26 protein-coding genes and 1 tRNA gene are annotated in these 24,417 nt (G+C 65.1%); 5 read left to right on the forward strand and 22 right to left on the reverse strand.

Annotated features, from left to right (window positions below; all coding sequences use genetic code 11):
- Positions 1–55: 55 nt before the first annotated feature.
- On the forward strand, positions 56–1,273 hold the full coding sequence (locus ASD04_RS09480; RefSeq protein WP_056255734.1) for an FAD-dependent monooxygenase: 1,218 nt from the start codon (positions 56–58) through the stop codon (positions 1,271–1,273).
- A gap of 2 nt (positions 1,274–1,275) precedes the next feature.
- Positions 1,276–1,485, forward strand: coding sequence for a KTSC domain-containing protein (locus ASD04_RS09485; protein WP_056255736.1), 210 nt, complete (start codon positions 1,276–1,278; stop codon positions 1,483–1,485).
- Here the strand turns inward: ASD04_RS09485 and ASD04_RS09490 are convergent.
- The 3 genes from ASD04_RS09490 to ASD04_RS09500 are packed head-to-tail and all read right to left on the reverse strand — an operon-like array spanning position 1,482 to position 3,356.
- Positions 1,482–1,724, reverse strand: coding sequence for a Trm112 family protein (locus ASD04_RS09490; RefSeq protein WP_056255737.1), 243 nt, complete (start codon positions 1,722–1,724; stop codon positions 1,482–1,484). The two genes, ASD04_RS09485 and ASD04_RS09490, sit on opposite strands and share 4 nt — an antisense overlap.
- A gap of 2 nt (positions 1,725–1,726) precedes the next feature.
- Positions 1,727–2,395, reverse strand: coding sequence for an LON peptidase substrate-binding domain-containing protein (locus tag ASD04_RS09495; protein WP_056255739.1), 669 nt, complete (start codon positions 2,393–2,395; stop codon positions 1,727–1,729).
- 10 nt (positions 2,396–2,405) lie between these two features.
- Positions 2,406–3,356: a co-chaperone YbbN gene (locus ASD04_RS09500; protein WP_056255741.1), complete on the reverse strand. Its 951-nt coding sequence runs from the start codon at positions 3,354–3,356 to the stop codon at positions 2,406–2,408.
- A gap of 205 nt (positions 3,357–3,561) precedes the next feature.
- On the opposite strand from ASD04_RS09500, the gene ASD04_RS09505 reads away from it, so the two are divergent.
- Positions 3,562–3,636 (forward strand) — tRNA-Gly (locus ASD04_RS09505).
- A gap of 152 nt (positions 3,637–3,788) precedes the next feature.
- On the opposite strand, the gene ASD04_RS09510 is transcribed toward ASD04_RS09505, so the two are convergent.
- The 6 genes from ASD04_RS09510 to ASD04_RS09535 all read right to left on the reverse strand — a co-directional run bounded on the left by ASD04_RS09510 (position 3,789) and on the right by ASD04_RS09535 (position 9,964).
- The gene (locus ASD04_RS09510; RefSeq protein WP_056255743.1) at positions 3,789–5,240 is read right to left on the reverse strand and encodes an aldehyde dehydrogenase; all 1,452 of its coding nucleotides are present in this window, start codon (positions 5,238–5,240) and stop codon (positions 3,789–3,791) included.
- Positions 5,237–5,977, reverse strand: coding sequence for an ABC transporter ATP-binding protein (locus ASD04_RS09515; RefSeq protein WP_056255745.1), 741 nt, complete (start codon positions 5,975–5,977; stop codon positions 5,237–5,239). The genes ASD04_RS09510 and ASD04_RS09515 overlap by 4 nt, the downstream gene beginning before the upstream one ends.
- Complete coding sequence (locus tag ASD04_RS09520) at positions 5,970–6,695, reverse strand: ABC transporter ATP-binding protein (RefSeq protein WP_056256567.1); 726 nt, start codon at positions 6,693–6,695, stop codon at positions 5,970–5,972. The genes ASD04_RS09515 and ASD04_RS09520 overlap by 8 nt, the downstream gene beginning before the upstream one ends.
- The gene (locus ASD04_RS09525) at positions 6,692–7,612 is read right to left on the reverse strand and encodes a branched-chain amino acid ABC transporter permease (RefSeq protein ID WP_056255746.1); all 921 of its coding nucleotides are present in this window, start codon (positions 7,610–7,612) and stop codon (positions 6,692–6,694) included. The genes ASD04_RS09520 and ASD04_RS09525 overlap by 4 nt, the downstream gene beginning before the upstream one ends.
- Complete coding sequence (locus ASD04_RS09530; protein WP_056255749.1) at positions 7,609–8,481, reverse strand: branched-chain amino acid ABC transporter permease; 873 nt, start codon at positions 8,479–8,481, stop codon at positions 7,609–7,611. The genes ASD04_RS09525 and ASD04_RS09530 overlap by 4 nt, the downstream gene beginning before the upstream one ends.
- Positions 8,482–8,728: 247 nt before the next feature.
- A complete protein-coding gene (locus ASD04_RS09535) occupies positions 8,729–9,964 on the reverse strand; it encodes an amino acid ABC transporter substrate-binding protein (protein ID WP_056255750.1) in 1,236 nt (411 codons plus the stop codon).
- A 183-nt stretch (positions 9,965–10,147) separates the two neighbouring features.
- On the opposite strand from ASD04_RS09535, the gene ASD04_RS09540 reads away from it, so the two are divergent.
- Positions 10,148–11,044: an AraC family transcriptional regulator gene (locus ASD04_RS09540; RefSeq protein ID WP_056255752.1), complete on the forward strand. Its 897-nt coding sequence runs from the start codon at positions 10,148–10,150 to the stop codon at positions 11,042–11,044.
- Here ASD04_RS09540 and ASD04_RS09545 read toward each other — a convergent pair.
- The 7 genes from ASD04_RS09545 to ASD04_RS09575 form a co-directional block, all read right to left on the reverse strand.
- A complete protein-coding gene (locus ASD04_RS09545) occupies positions 11,041–11,970 on the reverse strand; it encodes an aldo/keto reductase (RefSeq protein WP_156461191.1) in 930 nt (309 codons plus the stop codon). The two genes, ASD04_RS09540 and ASD04_RS09545, sit on opposite strands and share 4 nt — an antisense overlap.
- Before the next feature lie 67 nt (positions 11,971–12,037).
- Positions 12,038–13,186 carry an NAD(P)-binding domain-containing protein gene (locus ASD04_RS09550; RefSeq protein WP_348271017.1) on the reverse strand — a complete coding sequence of 383 codons (1,149 nt, stop codon included), beginning with the start codon at positions 13,184–13,186 and terminating at the stop codon, positions 12,038–12,040.
- A gap of 13 nt (positions 13,187–13,199) precedes the next feature.
- Positions 13,200–15,455 (reverse strand): excinuclease ABC subunit UvrA, encoded by a 2,256-nt coding sequence (locus ASD04_RS09555; protein ID WP_082531124.1) that lies wholly within the window; start codon positions 15,453–15,455, stop codon positions 13,200–13,202.
- A 194-nt stretch (positions 15,456–15,649) separates the two neighbouring features.
- Entirely contained in the window at positions 15,650–16,102 is a 453-nt protein-coding gene (locus ASD04_RS09560; RefSeq protein ID WP_056255758.1) for a hypothetical protein, read from the reverse strand.
- Positions 16,103–16,113: 11 nt separating this feature from the next.
- The gene (locus ASD04_RS09565; RefSeq protein ID WP_056255759.1) at positions 16,114–16,503 is read right to left on the reverse strand and encodes a VOC family protein; all 390 of its coding nucleotides are present in this window, start codon (positions 16,501–16,503) and stop codon (positions 16,114–16,116) included.
- Between the two features lie 36 nt (positions 16,504–16,539).
- Positions 16,540–16,962: an SRPBCC domain-containing protein gene (locus ASD04_RS09570; RefSeq protein WP_056255761.1), complete on the reverse strand. Its 423-nt coding sequence runs from the start codon at positions 16,960–16,962 to the stop codon at positions 16,540–16,542.
- Complete coding sequence (locus tag ASD04_RS09575; RefSeq protein ID WP_056255763.1) at positions 16,959–17,291, reverse strand: metalloregulator ArsR/SmtB family transcription factor; 333 nt, start codon at positions 17,289–17,291, stop codon at positions 16,959–16,961. The genes ASD04_RS09570 and ASD04_RS09575 overlap by 4 nt, the downstream gene beginning before the upstream one ends.
- Before the next feature lie 47 nt (positions 17,292–17,338).
- Here ASD04_RS09575 and ASD04_RS09580 point away from each other — a divergent pair, with 47 nt between their 5' ends.
- Complete coding sequence (locus tag ASD04_RS09580) at positions 17,339–17,593, forward strand: hypothetical protein (protein WP_056255764.1); 255 nt, start codon at positions 17,339–17,341, stop codon at positions 17,591–17,593.
- Here the strand turns inward: ASD04_RS09580 and ugpC are convergent.
- The 6 genes from ugpC to ASD04_RS09610 form a co-directional block, all read right to left on the reverse strand.
- Complete coding sequence (gene ugpC / locus ASD04_RS09585) at positions 17,562–18,620, reverse strand: sn-glycerol-3-phosphate ABC transporter ATP-binding protein UgpC (RefSeq protein WP_056255766.1); 1,059 nt, start codon at positions 18,618–18,620, stop codon at positions 17,562–17,564. The genes ASD04_RS09580 and ugpC overlap by 32 nt on opposite strands.
- Before the next feature lie 9 nt (positions 18,621–18,629).
- Positions 18,630–19,715, reverse strand: coding sequence for a Gfo/Idh/MocA family oxidoreductase (locus ASD04_RS09590; protein ID WP_056255768.1), 1,086 nt, complete (start codon positions 19,713–19,715; stop codon positions 18,630–18,632).
- Positions 19,712–20,731: a Gfo/Idh/MocA family oxidoreductase gene (locus ASD04_RS09595; protein ID WP_056255769.1), complete on the reverse strand. Its 1,020-nt coding sequence runs from the start codon at positions 20,729–20,731 to the stop codon at positions 19,712–19,714. Before ASD04_RS09595 ends, ASD04_RS09590 begins: the two co-directional genes overlap by 4 nt.
- Positions 20,732–20,948: 217 nt before the next feature.
- Positions 20,949–21,836, reverse strand: coding sequence for a carbohydrate ABC transporter permease (locus ASD04_RS09600; RefSeq protein ID WP_056255772.1), 888 nt, complete (start codon positions 21,834–21,836; stop codon positions 20,949–20,951).
- The gene (locus ASD04_RS09605; RefSeq protein ID WP_056255778.1) at positions 21,829–22,776 is read right to left on the reverse strand and encodes a sugar ABC transporter permease; all 948 of its coding nucleotides are present in this window, start codon (positions 22,774–22,776) and stop codon (positions 21,829–21,831) included. Before ASD04_RS09605 ends, ASD04_RS09600 begins: the two co-directional genes overlap by 8 nt.
- Before the next feature lie 3 nt (positions 22,777–22,779).
- Entirely contained in the window at positions 22,780–24,069 is a 1,290-nt protein-coding gene (locus ASD04_RS09610; protein WP_056255779.1) for an extracellular solute-binding protein, read from the reverse strand.
- Positions 24,070–24,417 lie beyond the last annotated feature (348 nt).

Below are 24,417 nucleotides of genomic sequence, written 5' to 3' on the forward strand. Positions count from 1 at the left end.
TCGGCGCGCTTGCGCAAAACCATGGCAGGGCCACAATGGCGACAAGGAGATCGGGATGAGCGAACAAGCCTTTGACGTGCTGATCGTAGGGGGCGGGCCGGTTGGCCTGACGCTGGCTTTGGCGCTGGTGCAATCGGCGCGCGGCATCCGCGTCGGGCTGGTGGACCGCCGGCCGCTTTCGGTGCCGCGCGATGCCCGAGCCTCGGCCATTGCCGCCGGCGTGCGCCGGGTGTTCGAGGCGCTGGGCGTGTGGCCGGCCATGGAAGCCGCCTCGCAGCCGATCAAGGCCATGCGGATCACCGATTCGGGTGCGGGCGACATTTCGCGACCGCTCTTCCTCACCTTCGACGGCGATATCGCGCCGGGCGAGGCCTTTGCCCATATGGTGCCCAACAGCGTGAGCGGGCAGGTGCTGCTCGACGTCGTGTCCGACAGGATTTCCGTCATCGCGCCGGCCACGATCACCGGCTATGGCGCTGAATCCGGCACGGCCCGGCTGCTGCTGGACGACGGGCGCATCCTCACCGCACCGCTGCTGGTGGCCGCAGATGGCGGGCAATCCGCCCTGCGCGGCATGGCCGGCATCGGCGTCATCGCCAATGACTACGGGCAGACCGGGCTCGTCACCACGATTGGCCATGAGCTACCGCATGACGGGGTGGCCTATGAGCATTTCCGCCCGGCCGGCCCCTTTGCCAGCCTGCCGCTGCCAGGCAATCGTTCGTCGCTGGTCTGGACCGAAAGCGCGGAGACTGCGCCGCGATTCCTCGCCATGGCGCCGGCCGAACTGGCGGGGGAGATCGAGGCCGTAATGGGCTCGACGCTGGGCGCCGTTACGACAGAGGAAAAGCTTGTGGGGTTTCCGCTGCGGCTGCAGATCGCCCGGAGCTTCATCGCGCCGCGGCTGGCGCTGGTGGGCGACGCCGCCCATGTGGTCCATCCCATTGCCGGGCAGGGCCTCAATCTCGGCCTCAAGGATGTGGCGGCCCTGGCCGAAGTGGTGATCGAGGCGATCCGCCTCGGGCTCGACCATGGCAGCGACGACGTGCTCGGCCGCTACCAGGCCTGGCGCCGGCTCGATACATCGAGCATGGCCGCCATGACCGACGGGCTCAATCGCCTCTTCTCCAACGATATCGCCCCGGTGCGGGCCTTGCGCGATTTCGGCCTGGGCCTGGTCGACCGCGCCGGCCCCCTCAAATCGGCGCTGATCCGCACCGCCTCGGGCGTCGGCGCCAGCGGGCCCAGGCTGCTCAGCGGGTTGCCGATCTGACCATGGTGCGCCTGAACTCCAGCGCGATCTGGCGGGCGGAGTATGATGCGGAGGAGCGCTTGCTGCATTTGTGGTTCGCCGGCGACGACAAGCCCTATGGCTATCGCGACGTGCCCGAAGAGGTGTTCGACGACTTGTGCGCGGCAGAGTCGCAGGGGCGCTATTTCGCGGCGCATATCCGCGACCGCTACGAGGTCATTCCCCCGCCCTAGTCGTCGCCCTTGAGTTCGGGCAGTTGCCGCAGGGCTTCCGGCTCGACGCTGCGGGCTTCCTCCAGCGTGAGCAGGGGAACGCCCTTGACGATGGGGAAGGCCAGCCTCGCCGCCACCGAGATCAGTTCGGTCCGGTCGGCCGAAAGGGTCAGCCGCGTCTTGGTCAGTGGACAGACCAGCATTTCGAGCGTCTTTACATCGAAGACATGGCGCGGATCGATGGCCGGCGTCTGGCTCATGATTAGTTGAGCGGCGCGGCGCCGCCGCTGCCGCCGCGGGCGATTTCATATTCGGTCATGGCAATCAGCGTCTCGGCGCGCTGCTCTAGCGTCTGCGCCTCCAGCAGAACCTGCTTTTCGGCCGGACCATAGGGGCCGACCATGCAGCAGAAATTGACTAGGTCGGCCGTGCCGGTGCGCTCGATCTCGTCCCAGTTGAGCTCGATGCTGGCAAATTCGGCATAGTCGCGCATCATCCGCACGAAGCGCTCGCGATCCACCGCGTCCTCGCCAAAATCGCGGGCGAAATCCGTGGCGAAATCCTCGGCCGCGATCACCCCCTGCCGATAGGGCGTCATCACAGTCAGCTCATGAGCGAGGCGGAAGCGGGTAACGCCTTCGAGGATGATGAAATAGCGCCCCTCGCCGCTTTCCTCGAAATGGGTCAGCCGCCCCAGGCAGCCGATGGCCTGCAGCGGGCTGCGGCCCTTGGGGCTCTCCTCGCTGGTATCCTCGGGCTGGATCAGCCCGATCAACCGGTCGCCGCGCAGGGCCGCATCCACCATCTCGATATAGCGCGGCTCGAAGATATTGAGCGGGCGATGAGAAAACGGCAGCAAAAGAGCTCCGCTGAGCGGAAACAGCGGGACCGATTTTGGCAGGTCAGCCGGCGATGCAGGGCGCTTGAGCATGGCGGCTGTCTCAGGAGAATAGGGCTGCCGACAGCAGGCGGCGACCCTTGGCAGTGGCAGGGTCCTTGGGGCCCCAGGCCTCGAAGAATTCCAGCAGCTTCTTGCGGGCACCATCCTCGTTCCAGGTGCGGTCACGCTTGAAAATGGTCACCAGCGCCTCGGCGGCTTCCAGCCTCTTGCCTTCGGCATTGAGCGCCAGAGCCAGGTCGTAGCGGGCCTGGTGGTCGTCCGGATTGGCGGCGACGGCAGCTTCGAGTGCCGCGGTTTCGCTGAGATTGGCGGCTTCCCCCAGCAGGCGGATGGAATTGGCAAGTGTGGTATAAGCATCGCCCTTACGCTCGGCCTCGGGCACCATGTCGAGCGTGGCCTTGGCCTGCTCGGTCTCGTTGGCGGCCAGGTAGACGCGCGTCAGGCCGAGCAGCGAGGCGACATGATCGGGCTGGTGCTGCAGCACCATGCCGAAGATCTGCGCGGCACGGCCCAGATCGCCAGCCGTCAGCGCAGCTTCGGCGGCGGCGACCGCTTCGGTGATCTGGGCTTCCATCGAGCCCTCGTCCGGCTGCGGAGCCGGCGCGCCGGCAATGACGCGCTCGGCAAAGCGGCGCACCTCACCCTCGGGCATGGCGCCCATGAAACCATCGACCGGGCGGCCGCCGGAAAAGGCGAAGACCGCCGGAATCGACTGCACGCCGAGCTGGCCGGCAATCTGGGGATGCTCGTCGATATTGATCTTGATCAGCTTGATGGCCCCAGCCTTCTCGTTGACGACCTTTTCCAGCGTGGGGGTCAGCTGCCGGCACGGGCCACACCAGGGCGCCCAGAAATCGACCAGAACGGGCTGGTCGAGCGAGGCATCGATCACGTCGGCCTTGAAGGCCTGATCCGACGATTCCTTGATCAGTGCCCCGGCGGGAGGGGCGGACTGGGGAGCAGGGGCAACGCCATTGAACGGAGTGGACATGAGCTAAACAGGGCCCTTAGACACAAGCAAACTGGGATATTCGCGGCCCTTCTTGCGCCCGCGAACGGTGATGTGACAAGCCCTTCAATCCACAAGGCGACGACAAGATGGCATCCGCGCCAAAATGTGGGTTGCAATAGGCGTTTCGATTGGGCATATAGGCGCGCGTCGCCGGACTGCCAAGGCAGCACGAAGACAACGGAGCGCGGGTGTAGCTCAGGGGTAGAGCATAACCTTGCCAAGGTTAGGGTCGTGGGTTCGAATCCCATCGCCCGCTCCAAATCTCCATCATCGGAGAAACGATCAAAGGGCCAGACGCAAGTCTGGCCCTTCGTTGCTTTCAAAGATGACGCCAGCAATCAAATCCTGCTGGACGATGCTCGATACCTGCAGACCTCAAAATCCGGCCAGTAGGCTGCGTCCAATATCCCCTCAGATCGGATAGTGGATCGGGCCGTCCTGTACGGTGATCCAGCGCAGTTCGGTGAATTCGGCGATGCCGGCCTTGCCGCCGAAGCGGCCATAGCCCGACGCCTTGACGCCGCCAAAGGGCATTTGCGCCTCGTCATGCACGGTGGGGCCGTTGACGTGGCAGATGCCCGATTCGATGCGGGCGGCCACGCCCATGGCGCGAGTGACATCGCGGCCGAACACGGCGGCGGAAAGCCCGTATTCGGTATCGTTGGCGACCCGCACCGCTTCGTCAATGCTGCCGGTACGGATCACTGCCACGACTGGCCCGAAGGATTCATCGCGATAGAGCTTCATGCCCGAGGTGACGCCATCGACCACCGTGGCCTGCATGATGGTGCCGTCGATGCCGCCCCCGGCCACGACGCGGGCGCCCTTGGCCACCGCATCCTTGATCAGCGCATCGATGCGCTGGGCGGCGCTGAGATCGACGAGGCACCCCAGCGGGGTATTGCCTTGGCGCGGATCGCCGGCCTTGAGCGAGGCGGCCTTGGCAGCCAGCGCGGCGACGAACTGGTCGGCCACTTTCTCATCGACCACGATGCGCTCGGTCGACATGCAGATCTGGCCCTGGTTCATGTAGGCGCCGAAGGCGGCAGCGGCGACGGCCTGTTCGAGGTCGGCGTCGTCGAGCACCACGAGGGGCGCCTTGCCCCCCAGTTCCAGCAAAGCCGGCTTGAGGTTGCGGGCCGAGACTTCGGCAATGTGGCGGCCGACCCGGGTCGAGCCGGTGAAATTGACGCGGCGCACCCCCTTATGGGCGATCAGCGCCTCGACCAGTTCGGGCGCATCCTCAGGCGCGTTGGACACCACATTGAGCACGCCGGGCGGCAGGCCCGCCTCGAACAGCGCATCGGCGATCAGCCGGTGGGTGCGCGGGCAAATCTCGCTCGATTTGAACACCACCGTATTGCCGCAGGCCAAAGGCGTGGCCAGCGAGCGCACGCCGAGGATGACCGGGGCATTCCACGGCGCGATGGACAACACCACGCCGGCCGCCTGGCGCACGCCATAAGCGGTGGAGCCGGGGCGGTTGCTCGGAATGATCTCGCCGGAAATCTGGGTGGTGAGGGATGCCGCTTCGCGCAGCATTTCGGCGGCGAGCATGACATTGAAGCCGGCCCAGCCTGCCGTGGCGCCGGTTTCGGCACCCATGGCCGCGATGAAATCATCCGTGCGGGCTTCGAGCCGATCGGCGGCAGCGAGCAATATCCTGCGCCGGGCGGCGGGCGCCGTCCGGCTCCACCCGGGGAAGGCGGCCGCCGCGGCATCGGCGGCGCGCAACGCGTCATCCACCGTCGCGGCGGCGGCGCGGGTCGCCAATTCCCCGGTAATGGGATTGTTGCGGGTGAAAGTCCCGCCGCCGGTGGCTTGCAATTCCTCGTTATTGATGAGCAGGCCGAGATCGGTCATGGGGACACTCCGTTTTCTACTGATGGCGCTGCGGCGCCGAGGAAGGCTTGCTGCACGGCGACGTCGCCGCGCAAGGCATCTGATGTGCCTGATCCGGTGATGCGGCCGGCTTCCATGAGATAGCCGCGATGGGCGATGGCTAGGCTCGCCTTGACGTTCTGTTCCACCACCAGCAGGGCAATGCCGGTCTGGCGGATGCGGGCGAGGGCGGCGAAGAGTTCGGTGGTGACGATGGGCGCGAGGCCCAGGCTGGGTTCGTCCAGCATCAGCAGGCGCGGACAGCTCATCAGCGCCCGGCCGATGGCCAGCATCTGCTGCTCGCCGCCCGACATGGTGCGGGCAATCTGTTGCCGCCGCTCGGCGAGGCGCGGGAACAGGTCGAAGACCAGCGCAAGCTGGCGGGCCTCATGCGGCCTTGCATGGCTGACATAGGCGCCGAGTTCGAGATTTTCGGCCACGGTGAGCTCGCCAAAGATGCCGCGCCCCTCGGGCACCAGCGCAATGCCGGCTTCGGGATATTTGTGGGCGGGGCGGCCGAGGAGATCATCGCCGCCAAGCATGACGCGCGCGCCGGGCGCGGGCTTCACCAGCCCGGCAAGAGCCTTGAGCAGGCTCGACTTGCCGGCGCCATTGGCGCCGAGCACGACGACGGTTTCGCCATCGGCGACGTCGAGCGAGACGCCATCGAGCGCCAGATGCTTGCCATAATGCAGCGAGATGGGGCCGGCGCTAAGCATGGTCGTCCCCCAGATACGCGCGGATGACTTCGGCATCGGCCAGCACCTCGGCGGTCGGGCCATCGGCAATCTTGCTGCCGGCATTCATGACGATGCAGCGGGTGCAGAGCGCGCGGACGGCGTCCATGACATGCTCCACCAGCAGGATGGTGATGCCGCGCTGGCGCAGGCTGGTGATGAGGGCGATGCCGGCACGCAATTCGGTCGGGTTGAGGCCGGCCAGCCATTCGTCGAGCAGCAGCAGTTGCGGATCGGAGGCCAAAGCCCGCGCCAGTTCCATGCGCTTGAGATCGATATAGGTGAGGCTGTCGGCCGGCTGGGCGGCGCGGCCGGCAAGGCCCACATCGGCCAGCAGGCGCTCGATATGGCTTTCGGCCTGCCTGCCCCAGACCGGCGCCTTGCGGAAAGCCAGGGCCGCCAGCACATTTTCACCCACCGAAAGCGACGGCAAGGCGCGCACCAGCTGGAAGGTGCGGGCCACGCCGCGATGGGCGATACGCTCGGGGCCGATTGTGCTGATGGTCTCGCCGGAGAGGGCGATGATGCCGTCGCTGACCGGCAGATAGCCCGAAATCAGGTTGAGCGCGGTGGTCTTGCCCGAGCCATTGGGGCCGAGCAGGCCGACGGTTTCGCCCGCGATGAGATCGAAGGAGAGCCCGTTGACGGCCGTGAGGCCGCCAAAGCTTTTGGTGACGCCACGGAGCGAGAGGAGGCTCATGGGCGCACCGCCTTGCGGGTCAGGCGCGACCATAGGCTGTCGCCGGCCGCCAGCACGCCATTGGGCAGCACGAAGACGATGGCGATAAAGAGCAAGCCCAGGATGATCGAATAATGGTTGGGGAAGTTGGCGGAGAGCCACTCGAACAGCAGGAAGAGCGGGATAGCGCCGAGCAGCGGGCCGAACAGCCTGTTGGGGCCGCCGAGCAGGGCCATGATGACGACGAGGAATGATGTGGTCGGATTGAACACGATGGACGGCTCGATATAGGTCCAGCGTGGCGCCTGGATGGCGCCGGCCAAGGTCATGATGACGCAGGAGATGGAGAACAGCGTCAGCTTGGTGCGGGTAATCCGCACGCCGAGATGGCTGGCCACATCGGGATCGTCGCCGATGACGCGCAGCGCCAGGCCAATGCGCGAGCGGCTGACCCAGAAGGCAATGGCCAGCGTTGCCGCGAGCAGTGCCAGCAATTGCCAATAGATATGTTCCGGGCCGATCGGCAGGAAGACATAGCGGCCGAGCGTGCGGGTGACGTTGACCTCGTAATAGGTCACGAGCTGGCGCACCAGTTCGGTCAGCCCGAAGGTGAAGATGACAAAATAGATGCCGGCGAGGCGCAGCGTCGCCAGCCCCACGATCAGCGCCACCACAAGCCCGACCAGGGCCGCGACCAGCAGCACCAGCGGATAGGGCAACACATCGGCCAGCACGGCGACGGTGTAAGCGCCGAGCCCGAAGAAGGCGACCGTCGCCAGCGAGATATAGCGGGTGGGGCCGGAGAACATGGCCCAGGCGGTGGCCAGCACGCCATAGCCGAGAATGCCGATGCCCAGGCCGAGCGGATAGGGGCCGGCAAAGGCCGGCACGAAGGCGAGTGCGGCAAGGGCGACGAGGGCGGCAAGCAGCTTCATCATCGCGCGGCCTTTCCGAACAGGCCCTGCGGGCGGATGACGAGCACGGCGAGGAAGATGAGATAGGTGGCGGCCAGCGTCAGGCCGGGATCGATGAAGCTGGCGACCAGCGTTTCGACAAGGCCCAGGATGAGCCCGGCAGCCAGCGCCCCCATGAGATTGCCGACGCCGCCCATGATGACGACGATCAGCGCCTTCATGGTGAAGATGACGCCCATGGTGGCCGAGAAAGTGAGATACATCGAGACCACGACACCCCCTGCCGCGGCGAGCGCGCCGCCCAGCGCGAAGGCGAAGCGGGCGGCGCTGTCGACATTGATACCCACCAGGGGCGCCGAGGCCGGATTGGCGGCGACGGCGCGGATGACGGTGCCAAAGCGGGTGCGGGTCAGCATGAGCCACAGGCCCAGGCCGAAGACCACCGCCAAAACGAAGGCCAGCAGCCGGTTGGCGGCGATGGTGGTGCCGAGAATATCGACCGGCACGGCGAGGAAGCTGTAGCTCTGGAAGCCGGCGCCGAAGATGACCAAAGCCACGCCCTGGATGACGAAGAGCAGGCCGAAGGTGGCGAGGATGGAGTCACCCTCCAGCCGCCCGCGATCGCGCGAACGGCGGGCCAGCGGCTGCAGCATAACGGCATAGATCAGCCAGCTCAGCACGAAGCCGGCGGGGATGACGACGAGCATGCCGAGCAGCGGATTGATGCCCAGGGCGGTGAACAGCACGAAGGCGCCGAAGCTGGCAGCGATGATGACGTCGCCATAGGCCAGGTTCATGATGCGCGCCACGCCATACTGCAGCGTCAGGCCCATGGCCACGAGGGCATAGGTGCCCCCGAGAACGAGGCCGGTAAGGATGGCGCTGAGCAGCATGAGGCGCTCCGGGTTTGAACAGGCACAATAGGGCTCCCTCCCCCTTGCGGGGAGGTGGAGGGACTGGTTCCATCAGTCCCACTGAGCGTAGGCTCCCTCTCCCTGAGGGGAGAGGGGTGGGGTGAGGGGTTCAGTGTCGGCTAACGGGCACGGTGCCGGACGCGGCGCTGAACCCCTCACCCGACCCTGCGGGTCGACCTCTCCCCTCAGGGGAGAGGTGACTGTCGCTCCACTCGATTCCCTCCCCTCAGGCCGCAGGAACCCAAGCAGGCTTCGGCACCACCGGGTCGCGCGCGCCGTCCCGTTCCGTATGCGCCAACCCAACAAACTTGCCGCCCTGCCACTGGCCGACGGTCCACAGCGCGCGCAACTGGTTGTCCACCAGCTTCACCTTGCCGATGACGGTATCGAACTCCCCGGTCGAAATCTCGTTGGCCACCGCCTCGCGGTCGAGATCGCCGACCCGCTCGATGGCCTGCTGCAGGATTTCGAGGCTGGCATAGGTGATGGCGCTGGCCCAGCTGTCGGGCGCCTGGCCGTTGAGCGCGGTGTGGCGCTCGAAATAGGCGGCGAGGGCCTCGCTGTCCGGATCGATGCCGCCTACCCCCATGACGCCGTCATGATTGGGACCGGCCACATTGGGATAGATCGGGAAGGCGGTGCCGACGCCGAGATAGAAGACCTTGGGGCTGAAATTGGCGACGACGGCCTGCTGGGTCAGGGCGAATGTGTCGGGCGGATAGGAGAAGGCCACGAATGTATCGACGCCGAGCCCCGAGACTTCGTTGATGATGGGGGCGAAATCGGAGGTGCCGAGCGGATAGGTCTTGTCATAGACCAGCTCGAACCCGGCCTCGGTAAAAGCGGGCGTCGCGGCCTTGGAGAGGTCGATGCCGAAGCCGTCGGCCACCGAGGCGATGGCCACCTTGTTGTTGATGGCGCCGGCCTCGCGCTGCTTGACCAGCAGGGCGACCAGCGCATTGGCGTAATCATGCCCGCCGCCGAGCATCCAGAAGCTGTGCTTCCAGCGCTGGACCAGGTCGGGCGCCATGTCGGTGACGGCGGTGGCCGCAAGCTGGGGATAGCCGAAGCGGTCGAAAGTGGGGCCGGAAGCCAGGTTGGGGCCGGTGCCCCAGCTCGGCAGGATGAAATCGACATTGTCCTGGGTCGCCAGGCGCTCGATGGCGCGCACCAGTTCCTCGGTGGTCGAGCGATCGTCATATTCGACCACTTCGAGCGGCAGGGTGACGCCCAGCTTGCTGAGTTCCAGGCCGCCGGCCTTGTTCACGTCATCCACCCAGAGCAGGTAGTTGGGGATGGTCGAAATGCCGGCGCCGGCGGCATTGGCGCCGGTCTTTGGCACGGCATAGCCGATGCGGATGGCCGTGCGGTCCTGTGCGAGGACCGGCAGGCCTGCCAGGGCCGTGGCCAGGGCGCTGACGCCCATGCCCTGCAAGACGGTTCTGCGGCGTAATGTGGTCATAGCTTCCTCCTCCATGCCCGCTGCGGGCGCTCCCAGATGCGGATCCGGCGGCGATCCTGGCGATCGTCTTGTTGTCCGGTTCCCTCCTTGGCCCGAACGGTAGCTCGCGCCCGATCGGGCGAAAATGGACATTACGGAAAGATAAATGTACTTTTGCAGCCATTTGATCGTTTAGGGGCCCCGATGACCCAAACTTCCATGCGCCCCCTGCCCGGCCCCGGCCTGGTGCAGGATGTCGAGGTCGACGATATTGCCGGCTCGCTATCGACGGCGGAGTGGGAGTTTTCCGCGGCGCGGGCGCGGTTGGGTGCCCATGGTTTCGTGCTGGCCTCGGGCCGCGGCGCGGTGCGGCTGGAGAGTGGCGTCACCCCCATAGAAGCGCCCTGCGTCATCTGGCTGCCCAGCGGCATGAGCGGCAGCGTGCGGCTGGAGGCCGGCGCCCGCGGCGTGGTGATGACGGTGTCGGACGCTGCCCTGGGCCGCGTGGTGCCGGCCAGCTCGATTGCCGGCCCCTTGCGGCAGGCCATCGACCGGCCGCTGCTCGGCATGCGCATCGAGGCCGAAGCGGCCCGCGCCAGCCTCCGCGATCTCGAGGATATCAGGCGCGAAACGCTGGAGGACTTGCCCGGCATGCGCGAGGCGATCATGAGCCGGCTATGCCTCGTGCTCATCGCCTTCTGGCGGCTGGGCGGCGTCGTGGCGCAACCGCAGGCCGCGCCGCGCGTGCTGGTGCAGAATTTCATGCAGCTGGTCGAACTCAATGCCAGGGCGCAGTGGCGCGTGGCCGACTATGCGCGCAGCATGGGCATTTCCACCGACCGGCTGACCTCGGCCATCCGCCGCGCCACCGGACGGTCACCGCTGGAGCTGGTGCATGCGCGCCTGCTGGAGGATGCCGAGAGCCTGTTGGAACGCTCGGCTTTGCAGGTGAGCGAAATCGCCGACGCGCTGGGCTTCCGCGACGCCGGCTATTTCAATCGCTTCTTCAGCCGGCTCAAGGGCGTGTCGCCGGGCCGCTATCGCCAGCAGGTGCAACGGCTGCGCGCCAGCCGCGACGGCTCCTATGCCGCCTGGCCCTAGGGTAGGGTATGCCCCGCCGCCCGGAACAGGCGGTACCATTCCTCGCGCGTCAGCTCCACATCCGAACCCGCCGCCGCATCCCTCACCCGCCCCGGATTGGTGGTGCCGAGCACGACCTGGATATGGGCCGGGTGCCTGGTGATCCAGGCCACGGCGATGCCGGTGGGCGTCACGCCATACTGGCTGGCCAGGGCATCGATGGCGTCGTTCAGCGCGGCGAAATTCTCGCGGTCGCCGAGGAAGACGCCGTCGAAAAAGGCCTTCTGGAACGGCGACCAGGCCTGCAGCATCATATTGTTCAGCCGCGAATAGTCGAGCAGGCCATTGTCGCGCGAGATGGACTGGTCGAGCCCGGCCATATTGGCGGCGACACCCTGGGCGAAGAGCGGCGCATGGGTGATGGAGAGCTGCACCTGGTTGGCCAGCAGCGGCTGTTTCACGGCCGTCTTGAGCAATTCCACCTGGCCCGGCGTATGGTTGGAAACGCCGAAATGGCGCACCTTTCCTGATGCGACCAGTTGCTCGAAGGCTTCGGCCACCTCTTCGGGCTCCACCAGCGTATCGGGCCGGTGCAGCAGCAACAGGTCGAGATAATCGGTGCGCAAAGCCGCCAGCGATTCATCGACACTGGTCAGGATGTGCTCTTTGGAGAAATCGAAATAGCCCTTGCGGATGCCCACCTTGGACTGGATGACGATCTGCTCGCGCTGGGCCGGCGTGAGGGCCACCGCCTCGCCGAAGCGCTGCTCGCAGCGATGGCGCTCCCCGCCATAGATATCGGCATGATCGAACACATCGATGCCGGCATCGCGGGCGCTGCCGAACAGGGTGGCGATCTCGGCATCGCTCATCTTGGCAATGCGCATCAGGCCGAGGACGACGCTGGATACGGCGCGGCCGGTATGGGGGAGGATGTAGGTTTTCACGTTTTGGTCTCTCGAGGCGAATCTTGGCGGAGGATAGCCCCGATATCGCGGCCAACCCACCCCCAACTCAGCGCAGGGTAATCCCCAGAAACTCCGTCAATTCCCGCGCCGCGACCGCACCGGCCCGGTTCGCCCCGATGGTCGAGGCCGATGGCCCGTAGCCCACCAGATGCACGCGCGGGTCGCGCGCCACCTGCGTCGCCAGCCGCCCGGTCATGGTGATGCCGCCGCTCTCTTCCCGCAATTGCAGCGGGGCAAGGTGATCGAGCGCCGAACGGAAGCCGGTGCACCAGAGGATCACGTCGACATCCAGACTGCGGCCATCGGCCCAGTGCACGCCCGATGGCGTGATCTCGGAAAACATCTCCTGCCGCTCCAGCACGCCGCGGGCACGCATGGCCGCGATGGCCGGCGTCATGGGCAGGCCGGTCACCGAAACCACCGAGTTCGGCGGCAGGCCGGCGCGCACGCGGTCTTCCACCAGCTTGACGGCGGCGCGGCCCGCCTCCTGGTCGAAGGGGCCTTCGCGGAAACGCGGCGGCGTGCGGGTGACCCAGCTGGTCCGCGTCACCGCAGAGATCTGGTCGAGCAGCTGAATGGCCGAAATACCGCCGCCGACCACCAGCACATGCTGGCCGGCAAAGTCTTCCGCCCTGTGGAACTGGTTGGTGTGGAGCTGGCGGCCGGCAAAGCTGTCGCGCCCCGGATAGTCGGGAATATAGGGCTTTTCCCAAGTGCCAGTCGCATTGATGATGCCCCGCGCCGAGAACAGGCCCCGATCGCTCTCGACGCGCAGCCGCCCACCGCGGTCGCAGACGACGCTCACCGTGGCGGGGCGTAGCACATCGAGGCCGAAACGCTCCTCGTAAGCGGCGAAATAATGCGGCACGGCGACCGAGGCCATGACGCTGTCATCGCCCCCGGCATTGTCGGCAAAGCTGAGGCCCGGCAGGTCATGCACGCGATTGACGGTGGAAAGCGTCAGCGACGGCCAGCGATATTGCCACGCCCCGCCAGGCTGCGGCGCCCGGTCCAGCACGAGGAAATCGCGGCCGGGCACGAGGCCGAGCTGCTTGAGGTGATAGGCGGAACTGAGCCCCGCCTGCCCGGCGCCGATAACGACGATATCGAGCTTGAGCGCGGTGCGGGCGGTGGGGGATGGGTCCGGCATGGTGGGGAAGATGTAGGGGCTCGGTGTGTGCGGAAGCAACCCCACTCACTGCTCGGCCCTACCCCCGCGCCGCCAGATGCTGCCCCGTCAGCGAATGTTTCGCCCGCGCCAGGTCCCCCGGCACGCCCTCGAACTGGATGGTGCCGCCATCCTGGCCCGCCCCCGGCCCCAGGTCGATCACCCAGTCGGCCCGCGAGATCACATCCAGATTATGCTCGATGACGATCACGCTCGATCCGGCATCGACCAGCCGGTCGAACAGCCCGATCAGCGTATCGACATCGTTCATATGCAGGCCCGTCGTGGGTTCGTCGAGCACGTAGATATTGCCCTTCTTGCCCAGCTCGGCGGCCAGCTTGAGCCGCTGGCGTTCGCCGCCCGACAGGGTCGAGAGCGGCTGGCCCAGCGTCAGGTAGCCCAGCCCCACATCGTCCAGACTCTTCAATATCTTGGCAATGGCCGGCTCGGTGAAGAAGTCCACCGCGTCCGAAATGCTCATCAAATAGACATCGCTGATCGATTTGCCGCGCAGGTGATGCTCCAGCACTTCGGGCAGGAAGCGCTTGCCCTCGCAGGTCTCGCAGGTGGTGATCATCGGATCAAGGTGAGCGAGGTCGGTATAGATGACGCCCAGCCCGTTGCAGTCGGGGCAGGCGCCCTTGGAATTGGCCGAGAACAAAGCCGCGTCGACGCCATTCTCCTTGGCGAAGGCCTTGCGCACATTGTCGAGAATGCCGGTATAGGTCGCGGTATTGGAGCGGCGCGAGCCGCGCGCCAGGTTCTGGTCGATGATGATGGTGTCGGGATAGGCCTTGGGCAGGCAGCCCTGGATCAGGCTCGACTTGCCCGAGCCGGCCACGCCCGAAATCGCCGTCAGCACGCCGCGGGGGATGGACACCGAGACATCCCTGAGATTGTTCAGCCTGGCATGCTCGATCCTGAGCGCGCCATCGGGTTTACGAGGCTTGTCCTTGATCGGCTGGTGCTTCCTGATGTGGTTGCCGGTCAGCGTGCCCGAGGTCAGCAGGCCCGCATAGTCGCCCTCATAGACCACCTCGCCGCCCTTGCTGCCGGCAAACGGCCCCATATCCACCACATGGTCGGCAATGGCGATCATGTCGGGCTTGTGCTCGACGACAAGCACCGTATTGCCCTTGTCGCGCAGCTGCTGCATCAGCCCGGCAAGGCGCCCCACATCGTGGGGATGCAGCCCCACCGAAGGCTCGTCGAAGACATAGGTGATATCGGTCAGCGAGCTGCCGAGATGGCGCACCATCTTGACGCGCTGGCTTTCGCCGCCTGAAAGCGTCGAGCTTTCGCGGTCAAGGCTGAGATAGCCCAGCCCGATGGTCACGAGGTTTTCCAGCCGTTGCGCCAGCGCTTCGAGCATCGGCCCGACCTGCGGCGCCTCGATGCCGCGGACGAAGATGGCCAATTCGCTCACCTGCATGGCCGAAAGCTCGGCAATGTTCCTGCCGTTGACCCTGCTGCCCAAAGCCGCCTGGTTGAGGCGGGTGCCGTGGCAGGCGGGGCAGGTGGCGCGGGTGAAAATCTTCTCGTATTCGCGCAGCACATGGGGCTGCAGGCTTTCGGGATCCTTGGAGCCCAGCCCCTTCTTGAGCTTGGCGACCACGCCTTCATAGGTCAGCCCGATCTTGCCGACCTTGATCTTGCGGCCATCATCGAGATTGAGCAGGTTTTCCCGCTCCTCGGCCGAATATTTGCCGATCGGCTTGTCCATGTCGAACAGGCCGGAATTCTTGTAGATTTCCCAATACCAGGTATCGACCGCAAAATCCTTGGGCAGCAGGGCGCCCTGGTTGAGCGACTTGGACTCGTCGATGACCGCCGCCATGTCCATGGCCGCCACCTGCCCGATCCCCTCGCAGTCCGGGCACATGCCGCGCGGGTCGTTGTAGGAATAAAGGCTGGGCGGCCCCAGTTTCGGCTCGGCCAGCCGCGAGAACAGCACGCGCAGCATCTGCGCCGCATCGGTCACCGTGGCGACGGTCGAGCGCGAATTGCCGCCCAGCCTTTGCTGGTCGACGATGATGGCGGCCGAGATGTTTTCCAACTGGTCGGCATCGGGCTGGCCATAGCGCGGCATGAATTGCTGCACGAAGCTGGGATAGGTCTCGTTGATCAGCCGCTGGCTTTCCGCCGCGATGGTGCCAAAGACCAGCGACGACTTGCCCGAGCCCGAAACCCCGGTGAAGACGCTGATCTTTCGCTTGGGAATATCGAGCGAGACATTCTTGAGATTGTTCTCGCGGGCACCGCGAATAATGATCGAGCCGTAATCGGGGGTGGTCACGGGCAGTCCTTCTGTTGGGCCGGGGCCTCGTGGTTCGACAGGCTCACCATGAGGTCCGTTCGGAAATCTCGGCAGACCTCATCCTGGGCCTGTCGAGGGACGAGGTCATGGCACTGCAGTCCTGATCAACACCAGGCCTGCTGACATGACGCGTCAGCAGGCCCGATTTCGACAGTGTGGCCGATTTTTCGGCGTCAGCCGACAGCCTTTTCCAGCAAGGCGCCGATGGCCTTCTTCTCGGCGGGGCCGAGCTTGAGCAGGGCAAACGAGGTCGGCCACATATTGCCGTCGTCGAGTTTTGCGCCAGTGTTGAAGCCCAGCGAGGCGTAGCGCTCCTTGAACTTGACGGCGGGGGTGAAAAAGCACACCGCCTTGCCGTCCTCCCCGGCCCAGGCCGGCATGCCATACCAGGTCCTGGGCGCAAGGCTCGGCGCATGCGCCTTGACCAGGGCATGCAGGCCCTCGGCCAGCTCCTTGTCCAGCCCTTCCATCTCGGCGACCTTGGCGAGCAGGTCGGCTTCGCCGTCGAGTTTCCTGCCACCCTTGCGGCGGGCGGCCTTTTCGGCCTTTTCCTCGGCGACCTTGTCCTTCATCGCCTCGATTTCTTCGGCGGAGAAGGACTGGCTGGCGGTCTTGCGCGTTGCCATGGCAGGATCTCCTACCAGTTCAGCTGGGTGAGCTGGATGATATTGCCGCAACCATCGTCGAGCTGGGCAATGGTCGAGGCGGTGACGTCGGTCGGCTCCATCCGCAGCGTCCCGCCCTTGGCCTTGATGGCGGCGCAATCGGCCCTGACGTCATCGGTGAAGAACTGGATGGCCGGCTGGCCCTGCTCGAAGGTCGCCTGCTGGAAAGCCTTGCCCGCCGGATTGGCATTGGAGGCCAGCTGCAGCTCGACACCCTCGGGATCTTCGGCCGGAACGACGGTCAGCCAGCGATAGCCGCCATTGCCGAAGTCGTTCTTCTTGGTGAAGCCCAGCGTGCCGGTATAGAAGGCCAGCGCCTTGTCCTGGTCATCGACATAGATGGTCGTTACCTTGATCTTCATGGTCATACTCCTTGTTACGAATGTGGGCGCTGACCCTCAATCGAGGTCGGCCACGACTTTCTCCAATGCGGCAATGAACTGCTTCCAGGAGGCCCGCGCACCCTTGAAGGCCAAGTCCTGATCCGGCCGGAAGCCGGTCTGCTCCATGCGGATAACGGTCCCGGCCGGTGTCGGCTCCAGGGTGAAAGTCACGACGCTTTCGAGCCCGAAAGCCTCCCAGCTATAGGACAGCGTCCTGTTGGGCTCGACATCGAGCACTTCGCAATCCACCACCACATTCACCTCGGGCCTGGGCTGGTTGCGGAAGGTGAATTTCTGACCCTTGACCGGCTTGAAATCGGATTTCATCAGCCACTCCTCGATCAGGTGCGGTTGGGTCAGCGCCCGCCAGATCTTCTCGGGCGGAAAGGCGACCTCGCGTTCGATGACGACGGTGCGGATGGGCGGCGTTTCGGTCATTGGTCCATCCTTGTGAGCAAATTTTCGAGGTCGTCGAACCGGCCCTCCCAGAAGCCGGCCATTTCGCTGGTCCAATCGACCAGCGGCGCCAGCGCACCTGGCAGGGCGCGGTAATGGGTCTGCCGGCCGGCATGGCGATCACGCACCAGCCCGGCCTGCTTGAGCACGCCCAGATGCCGCGACACCACCGGCTGGGAAACCCCGGCCTGGGCCGTCAGCGCCCCCACCGTAACCTCGCCTTCCCGGCACAGCCGCTCGAACAAGGCGCGCCGCGTCGGATCGGCAAGCGTGCGGAAGATCACATCCTGGGCAGTCGATGGCTGAGACAATTCATACCTCGTCGGCTATGAATTTATGTATAGCCATGGAGGTATGAATGAGTCAAGCGGGCGATGTGGCTGACGGGGTAGAACAGGTTCCCGTCATGCTTGCCGGGGCCATACTCCCTACCCCGTCGCGGCACATCGGCCCGGTGGTCGGCGAACTCTACGGCCTGGGCGACCCGGACGGCGCCTTCGATTTCGGCCTGGAACGGATCCTGGAGGGGCTGGCCGTGATGATCGAGCGGGAGCGCGGGGGCCGACAGGCTCCCGCGGCGCTTACCCCTGGATCACATTGCCTTCGGCGTTGAACAGGTGGATGCGAGCCGGGTCGATATGGGCGGCGACGGTGGACCCCAGTTCCACCGGCCGCTGGCCTTCGAGCACGATGTTGATCGGCTGGCCGTCGGCGGTGGTGGCATAGACCACGGTCTGGCCGCCGAGATTTTCCACCAGGTCGACCCGTATATCGGCCAGCTTGATGCCGCTACCCTCGGCCAGGGTGATGTGTTCGGGGCGGACGCCCATGGTCGTGGCGCCCGTCACCATGCGTTTGACGTCGATGGTGTTGCCCGCGACATTGATTGCGGCGCCATCGGCGCTGGCGGCGAGGAAGTTCATCTTGGGCGAGCCGATGAAGCCGGCGACGAACAGGTTCTTGGGATTGTTGTAAAGCTCGAGCGGCGCCCCGGCCTGCTCGATGACGCCGGAGCGCAAGACCACGATCTTGTCGGCCATGGTCATGGCTTCCACCTGGTCGTGGGTGACGTAGATCATCGTATTGCCGAGGTCGTTATGCAGCTTGGCGATCTCGACGCGCATCTGCACCCGCAGTTCCGCGTCGAGATTGGAGAGCGGCTCGTCGAACAGGAATATCCGCGGCTCGCGCACGATGGCCCGGCCGATGGCGACGCGCTGGCGCTGGCCGCCCGAGAGCTGCTTGGGCTTGCGCTGCAGCAGCGGCACGATCTGCAGGATTTCCGCGGCGCGCTGCACCCGCTCCTTGATCTCGGCTTTGGGCGTCCTGGCCGTTTCCAGCCCAAAGGCCAGGTTCTGGTAGACATTCATATGCGGGTAGAGCGCGTAGCTCTGGAACACCATGGCAATGCCGCGCCGCGCCGCCGGCACGTCGTTCATGCGCTCGCCATCGATCAGCAGGTCTCCCCCGGTAATCGGCTCAAGCCCGGCAATCATGCGCAGCAAGGTGGACTTGCCGCAGCCGGAGGGGCCGACGAAGACGGTGAACTCACCCGGATCGATATCGAGATCGATGCCGTGGATCACTTCGATATCGCCATAGGCCTTGACGAGTTGCCGGATCTGGATGGGTGTCGACATGGAACTCTCCTAAGCCGCCCGGAACTGGGCCGGAACCCAGCTTTCGTAGAGCGGATGGCCGGGGCCGATGGGCAGGACGACATCCTCGTTGGTTGCCGACGAATGATAGAAGGCGGTGACCAGTTCGAGCGACCGGCGCGAATCCGCCGATGTGACCGGCAGCGGGCCGACGCCCGTGAGTGCATCGTGGAAGCGGGCCATCTGCGTCTGGAAGCGCGATGGTACGTGGCTCCAGTCCTTGAGCAGCGCATCGATCCTGGCCGCCGTTTCAGGATTGCGCGCCTGGATTTTCCAGGGCTTTTCGCCCGGATTATATGCCGCATGGTCGCTTTCGAAGGTGACATTCTCGAAAGCTAGGCGAATGCGCGTCGTATCGTCGGCCGAACCCAGCGTCGCCGTGAGGCTGGCCAGTGCGCCATTCTTCATCAGCAACGAGGCCGAGATGGTGTCCTCCACCTCGATCGGATTGACGCGGGTGGCGACCCTGCCGAACACACGCTCGATATCGCCCATGAGATAGGTGAACAGGTCATGCGGGTGGATGGCATGGCCCATCAGCACGCCGCCCAGCTCGGTGGCCCACTTGCCGCGCCAGGGCACGGCATAATAGGGCGCATCGCGCCGCCACAGCGTTTCCACCGTCCCCATGAAGGGCTTTCCGGCAATGCCGGCATCGATGATGGCCTTGGCCTGCTCGATGCCGTTGCCGAAGCGATACTGGAACACCGGCATCAGCATGCCGCGGCTCCGCTTTTCCTCTTCCATCACCGCGTCGACCTGGGCGAGCGAACCCACCAGCGGCTTTTCGCAGATGACATGCTTGCCGGCCTTGAGCGCCGCCATGACCATGGAGAAATGCAGCCCCGGCGGGGTGCAGATATCGACCACGTCGATATCCTCCATGCCCAGAACGTCCTCGAAGCTGGTGACGCGGCGTTCGACGCCGAATTCGTCGGCCACCGGGGTCATGCGCTCGACATTGAGGTCGCAGAGCGCCTTGACCTTGAACTTGTCGGCATTGGGCAGGTAGCCCTCCACGATATGGCTGCGGCCGATGCCGCAACCGACGACGGCGACGTTGAAAATCGAACTCATTGCGCCCACTCCGTGCCGCGTTCCGCCAATGTTTGGGCCGTCAGCGCCAGCTTCATGGCGTTGAAGCACCGCTCCTGCGGCATGGCCGTCTCGGTGCGGTTGCGCACATCGTCCAGGAACTGCCTGCCGAAGGGCCGTTCGACCCTGGAGCAGTCGATGTGACGCGGGCCTTCATGGTTGACGATGAAAAGGTGGTTTTCGCCGGGCCTTCCGGCAATGTCGATATATTTGCGCAGCTCGATATAGCCCTCGGTGCCCAGGATGGTCAGGCGCCCGTCGCCCCAGGTCGGCAGTCCCGACGGCGTGAACCAGTCGACGCGGATATAGCCCGATGTATCGGCGGTCCGCAGATGCACGTCGCCCACATCCTGCAGGCCCGGCCGGTCCGGATTGCCGCGATTGGCGACGCTGGCCGAGACCACTTCGGCATCCATGGCGTTGGAAAAGAACAGATACTGCTCGAACTGGTGGCTGGCGATATCGCAGAGAATGCCGCCATAACGCTGGCGGTCGAAGAACCACTCCGGCCGCTGGTTGTTGCGGATGGCATGGGGCCCCAGGCCCACCGTATTGACCACCTTGCCAATGGCGCCCTGGGCAATCAGGTTGCCGGCCTCCACCGTCGCCCGCACCTCGAAATGCTCGGAATAGAGCACCGAGTAGATGCGGCCCGTTTCCTGCTGCACGCGCCTGAGTTCGTCGAGCTGGGCGAAGGTGGTCATGCCCGGCTTGTCGGTCAGCACGTCCTTGCCGTGCCGCATGGCGGCGAGCGAGATCGCGGCGCGATCGGCCGGGATGGCCGAGGTCAGCACCACGGCAATGGAGGCATCCTCCAGGATGGCCCTGGCATCGCCGACACGCCTGGCCTCGGGATATTTCGCCCCGAAGGCCGCCGCGAGATCGTCCTCGACGGCATGAAAGGCGACGAACTGGGCGCCGGCATCCTTGAGGCAGTCGACCTGGCCGTAGATATGGCTGTGGTTGATGCCGATGGCGGCAAATTTGATATCGGTCATAGAAAGAGGCCTTGGTGGAAACTGGATGGATCAACGGGCGCCGGGCGACCCCCTCGCCCCTCAGGGGAGAGGGTAGCGGCGCCGGGAGCGCAGCGACCTGGCAGAGCTGGGGTGAGGGGTGAAGCCGCCTCCGCTCGAGCCGAGAGTGTGAACCCCTCACCCGACCCTGCGGGTCGACCTCTCCCTTCAGGGGAGAGGCGATCAGAAAGGGTGTCACTCACCGCTTCATCCCCGTCGTGGCGATGCCTTCGATCAGCAGCCGCTGGAAGAACAGGAAGAACAGGAAGATCGGCACGAGGCTCAGCACGCTCATGGCGAAGAGCCCGCCATAATCGCTCTCGCCCGTGCTGTCGGTGAACGTGCGCAGGCCCAGCATCACCGTGTAGGACTTCATCTCGCTGAGATAGATCAGCGGGCCGAAGAAGTCGTCCCAGGTCCAGATGAAGGTGAAGATCGCCGCCGTGGCCAGCACCGGCATGGAAAGCGGCATGATGATCTTCCAGTAGATGCGCCAGGGGGAGCAGCCATCCATCTGCGCCGCCTCGTCCAGCTCCTTGGGCAGGCCGCGGAAGAACTGCACCATGAGGAAGATGAAGAAGCCGTCGGCAGCGAGGAATTTCGGCACGACCAGGGGCAGGAACGTGTTCACCCAGCCGAGCTGGCGGAACAGCACATATTGCGGGATCAGCGTCACCTGGTAGGGCAGCATCAGCGTCATCAGCATCATGGCGAACCAGAAGCTCCTGAACCTGAAGTTCAGCCGGGCAAAGGCAAAGGCCGCCATCGAGCAGGCCAGCACGTTGCCGCAGACCGACAGGATCGAGACGATGAAGCTGTTGGTGAAGAAGGTGCCGAAGCCGGTGCGCAATCCGTTCCAGCCGCGCACATAGGCGTCCAGGCTCCATTCGGAAGGAATGATGCTGGCCGAGGTGAAGATCTCGTTTTCCGGCCGGAACGAGGCCGCCAGCATCCACAGCAGCGGATAGAGCATGAACACCGACACCGTCAGCAGCGCAGCATGCATCAGCACGGAGACGATCCGGCGCTGCGTCGGGGTGAGCCGGTTGGCGCCGACCACGGTCAGCTTGGCGGGGGCATCAGTCATCGTAGTGCACCCAGTATTTGGACGTGAGGAAGGAGAAGGCCGTGAACAGCCCCACCAGCGCCAGCAGTACCCAGGCCAGCGCCGAGGCATAGCCCATGCGGAAGAAGCCGAAGGCCTCCTGGTAGAGATAGAGCGTGTAGAACAGCGTCGAATTGATCGGATTGCCGGTACCGCCCGAGATGATGAAGGCCGGCGTGAAGCTCTTGAAGGCCTCGATGGTCTGGATGATGGCGTTGAAGAACACCACCGGAGTCAGCAGCGGCAGCGTGATCTTGACGAATTGCCGCCACTTGCTGGCGCCGTCGAGGCTGGCCGCCTCATACATGTCCTGCGGAATCTGGCGCAGGCCGGCCAGGAAGATGATCATGGGCGAGCCGAACTGCCACACCGCCAGGATGATGATGGTCCACAGCGAATATTGCGGCGTCGAAATCCAGCTCGGGCCCACAATGCCGAAGATGGAGAGGAAATCGTTGACCAGACCCTCGCGGGCGAAGATCTGGCGCCACAGGATGGCGATGGCCACCGACGCGCCGAGCAGGCTGGGCAGGTAGAACAGCGCCCGGTAGAGCGGCAGGCCCCGCATGCCGCGGTTGAGCAGCATGGCAACGGCCAGCGCGAAGGCAAGCTTGAGCGGCACCGAGAAGATGACGAACACCATGGTCACGCGCATCGACGCCAGGAATTTGGGGTCGTTGGTAAACATGCGGACATAGTTGCTGGCGCCCACCCAGTTGGGGTCGGTCAGCAGGTCGAAGTCGGTGAAGCTGAGATAGAGCGAGGAGATGATCGGCCCGATGGTGAGGCCGAAAAAGCCGATCAGCCAGGGCAGCAGGAAGAGATAGCCCGGGGCATCGTTCTGCCAGATACGAGCCCAGAGCGAGGGTGAGGCCGCGCGCTCCCTTGCGGGAGCGCCCGATTCCAGGGAGCGCGCGGTCATGTCTTATGCTCGGCTGAGGATTTCGGCAGCGCCGGTAACCAGGTCCTTGCCGGCCTGTTCCGGAGTCTTGGCGCCGAAGCCCACTTCCTGGCCCAGCGTACGGATCAGGGAGAGATCGACTTCACCGGCAGCGGCCGGCGGCGGCGGGGGCAGCGGGCCAAGCAGGTCGCCCAGGTTGGCCACGAAGTTCAGCGCAATCTGGTTGGCCTCGTCCAGGGTCGGCGACACGGCGTCGCGAACCGCGGCGGAGCAGGGAATACCGCGTTCCACGCCCAGGATCTTGCCGGCTTCCACGTCGTTGACGAAGTAGCTGACAAAATTGGTGGCCGCTTCCTTGTTGGCGGACGAGCCGCCGACCGAGAAGAACATCGAGGGCTTGCGATAGTGACCGCCGCCGACGCCCGCGGCGATGCGGGGGTAGCCGACCATGTTGAGCTTGTCCTGCACCAGGGCCTGGTAGCCGACGAGCTGGTTGGAGTTGGACGGCATGAGCGCGGCCTTGCCCTGGACCAGCATGGTCGATTCCAGCGGGCCGGTATCGAGCGCCTGGTCGTCGGGGGAGACGCAGACGCCCGCTTCGCGCAGCTTGGCCCAGAGCTGGTACCATTCCACGGCGTCCTGCTCTTCGAAGCCGAGCTTGCCGTCGGCGGTATAGAGCGCCTTGCCGCGCTGGCGCAGCCAGTTGTCGAGCGAGGGCTCGTTGTAGGACGAGTCCGAGATGGCCTTCATGCCGCCACGGATATTGGCCGAGTTGAAGGCCTCGCCCATGGTCATCAGGTCGTCATAGGTCCAGGCATTGGTCGGGGCTTCGACGCCGGCTTCTTCGAAGGCAGTGGTATTGACCAGGGTCGCCACCGAGTTGGCGCCCAGCGAAATGCCGTAGAGCTTGCCGTCGACCTTGCCGCCTTCGAGCTGGTCGGCGTCGAAGTCGTCGAGCTTGAGCACGCCGCCGACGAATTCATCGAGCGGCGCGATGGCGTTGCGCTTGGCGTATTCGACGATATAGCGGTAGTCCATCTGGATGATGTCGGGGGCATTGCCGCCGGCCGTCTGGGTGGCCAGCTTGGGCCAGTAGTCGTTCCAGGCGAGGAATTCGCCCTCGACGGCCCCGCCATTGGCGGCGGTGTAAAGGTCGGTCACGCCATAGGTGCGATCGGCGCGGGCCTGGCCGCCCCAGAAGATCAGCCGCAGGTCGGCGCCCTGGGCCCAGGCCGGCATCACGCCAGCAGCGCCAGCAGCGACGAGCGCAGACGTGCCCATCAGGAACTGGCGGCGATCGATACGAGTAGTCATCAGGTTTTCCTCCCATGAAACTGTGATCGTTCCGATGTCCGGAACGGAAGCGATCCGCAGCCTCCCCGCTGCTAAATCACCAATCGGTTACTTCGTCTGTTACGGTATCGGCAATGGTCACCGAAGCCGCGGGTCGTGCTTTTTGCCCGGAATCTCCCTACGCAAATTGCACAAATAACCGACTGGTTACGACATAGCACACACTTTTGCGGCAAGGCAATCACTTGTATGGAAGATGCGGAAAGCTGGTGAATTCCCCGATCGGGGAAGTGTCCCGCAGAGGCAGATCGCCCCGGATTCCCGCTGTTTCAGGCCGCCCCCACAGCCGGGACGCGCCGCTCTCCCCTG

The sequence above is a fragment of the Devosia sp. Root436 genome, assembly GCF_001426345.1.
Taxonomy (GTDB): Bacteria; Pseudomonadota; Alphaproteobacteria; order Rhizobiales; family Devosiaceae; genus Devosia.

Excerpts from the sequence above, each read along its gene's own strand:
- ASD04_RS09480 (WP_056255734.1), top strand. The coding sequence starts at position 56 with ATGAGCGAACAAGCCTTTGACGTGCTGATCGTAGGGGGCGGGCCGGTT.
- ASD04_RS09485 (WP_056255736.1), top strand. The coding sequence starts at position 1,276 with ATGGTGCGCCTGAACTCCAGCGCGATCTGGCGGGCGGAGTATGATGCG.
- ASD04_RS09490 (WP_056255737.1), bottom strand. The coding sequence starts at position 1,724 with ATGAGCCAGACGCCGGCCATCGATCCGCGCCATGTCTTCGATGTAAAG.
- ASD04_RS09495 (WP_056255739.1), bottom strand. The coding sequence starts at position 2,395 with ATGCTCAAGCGCCCTGCATCGCCGGCTGACCTGCCAAAATCGGTCCCG.
- ASD04_RS09500 (WP_056255741.1), bottom strand. The coding sequence starts at position 3,356 with ATGTCCACTCCGTTCAATGGCGTTGCCCCTGCTCCCCAGTCCGCCCCT.
- ASD04_RS09510 (WP_056255743.1), bottom strand. The coding sequence starts at position 5,240 with ATGACCGATCTCGGCCTGCTCATCAATAACGAGGAATTGCAAGCCACC.
- ASD04_RS09515 (WP_056255745.1), bottom strand. The coding sequence starts at position 5,977 with ATGCTTAGCGCCGGCCCCATCTCGCTGCATTATGGCAAGCATCTGGCG.
- ASD04_RS09520 (WP_056256567.1), bottom strand. The coding sequence starts at position 6,695 with ATGAGCCTCCTCTCGCTCCGTGGCGTCACCAAAAGCTTTGGCGGCCTC.
- ASD04_RS09525 (WP_056255746.1), bottom strand. The coding sequence starts at position 7,612 with ATGATGAAGCTGCTTGCCGCCCTCGTCGCCCTTGCCGCACTCGCCTTC.
- ASD04_RS09530 (WP_056255749.1), bottom strand. The coding sequence starts at position 8,481 with ATGCTGCTCAGCGCCATCCTTACCGGCCTCGTTCTCGGGGGCACCTAT.
- ASD04_RS09535 (WP_056255750.1), bottom strand. The coding sequence starts at position 9,964 with ATGACCACATTACGCCGCAGAACCGTCTTGCAGGGCATGGGCGTCAGC.
- ASD04_RS09540 (WP_056255752.1), top strand. The coding sequence starts at position 10,148 with ATGACCCAAACTTCCATGCGCCCCCTGCCCGGCCCCGGCCTGGTGCAG.
- ASD04_RS09560 (WP_056255758.1), bottom strand. The coding sequence starts at position 16,102 with ATGGCAACGCGCAAGACCGCCAGCCAGTCCTTCTCCGCCGAAGAAATC.
- ASD04_RS09565 (WP_056255759.1), bottom strand. The coding sequence starts at position 16,503 with ATGAAGATCAAGGTAACGACCATCTATGTCGATGACCAGGACAAGGCG.
- ASD04_RS09570 (WP_056255761.1), bottom strand. The coding sequence starts at position 16,962 with ATGACCGAAACGCCGCCCATCCGCACCGTCGTCATCGAACGCGAGGTC.
- ASD04_RS09580 (WP_056255764.1), top strand. The coding sequence starts at position 17,339 with ATGAGTCAAGCGGGCGATGTGGCTGACGGGGTAGAACAGGTTCCCGTC.
- ugpC (WP_056255766.1), bottom strand. The coding sequence starts at position 18,620 with ATGTCGACACCCATCCAGATCCGGCAACTCGTCAAGGCCTATGGCGAT.
- ASD04_RS09590 (WP_056255768.1), bottom strand. The coding sequence starts at position 19,715 with ATGAGTTCGATTTTCAACGTCGCCGTCGTCGGTTGCGGCATCGGCCGC.
- ASD04_RS09595 (WP_056255769.1), bottom strand. The coding sequence starts at position 20,731 with ATGACCGATATCAAATTTGCCGCCATCGGCATCAACCACAGCCATATC.
- ASD04_RS09600 (WP_056255772.1), bottom strand. The coding sequence starts at position 21,836 with ATGACTGATGCCCCCGCCAAGCTGACCGTGGTCGGCGCCAACCGGCTC.
- ASD04_RS09605 (WP_056255778.1), bottom strand. The coding sequence starts at position 22,776 with ATGACCGCGCGCTCCCTGGAATCGGGCGCTCCCGCAAGGGAGCGCGCG.
- ASD04_RS09610 (WP_056255779.1), bottom strand. The coding sequence starts at position 24,069 with ATGACTACTCGTATCGATCGCCGCCAGTTCCTGATGGGCACGTCTGCG.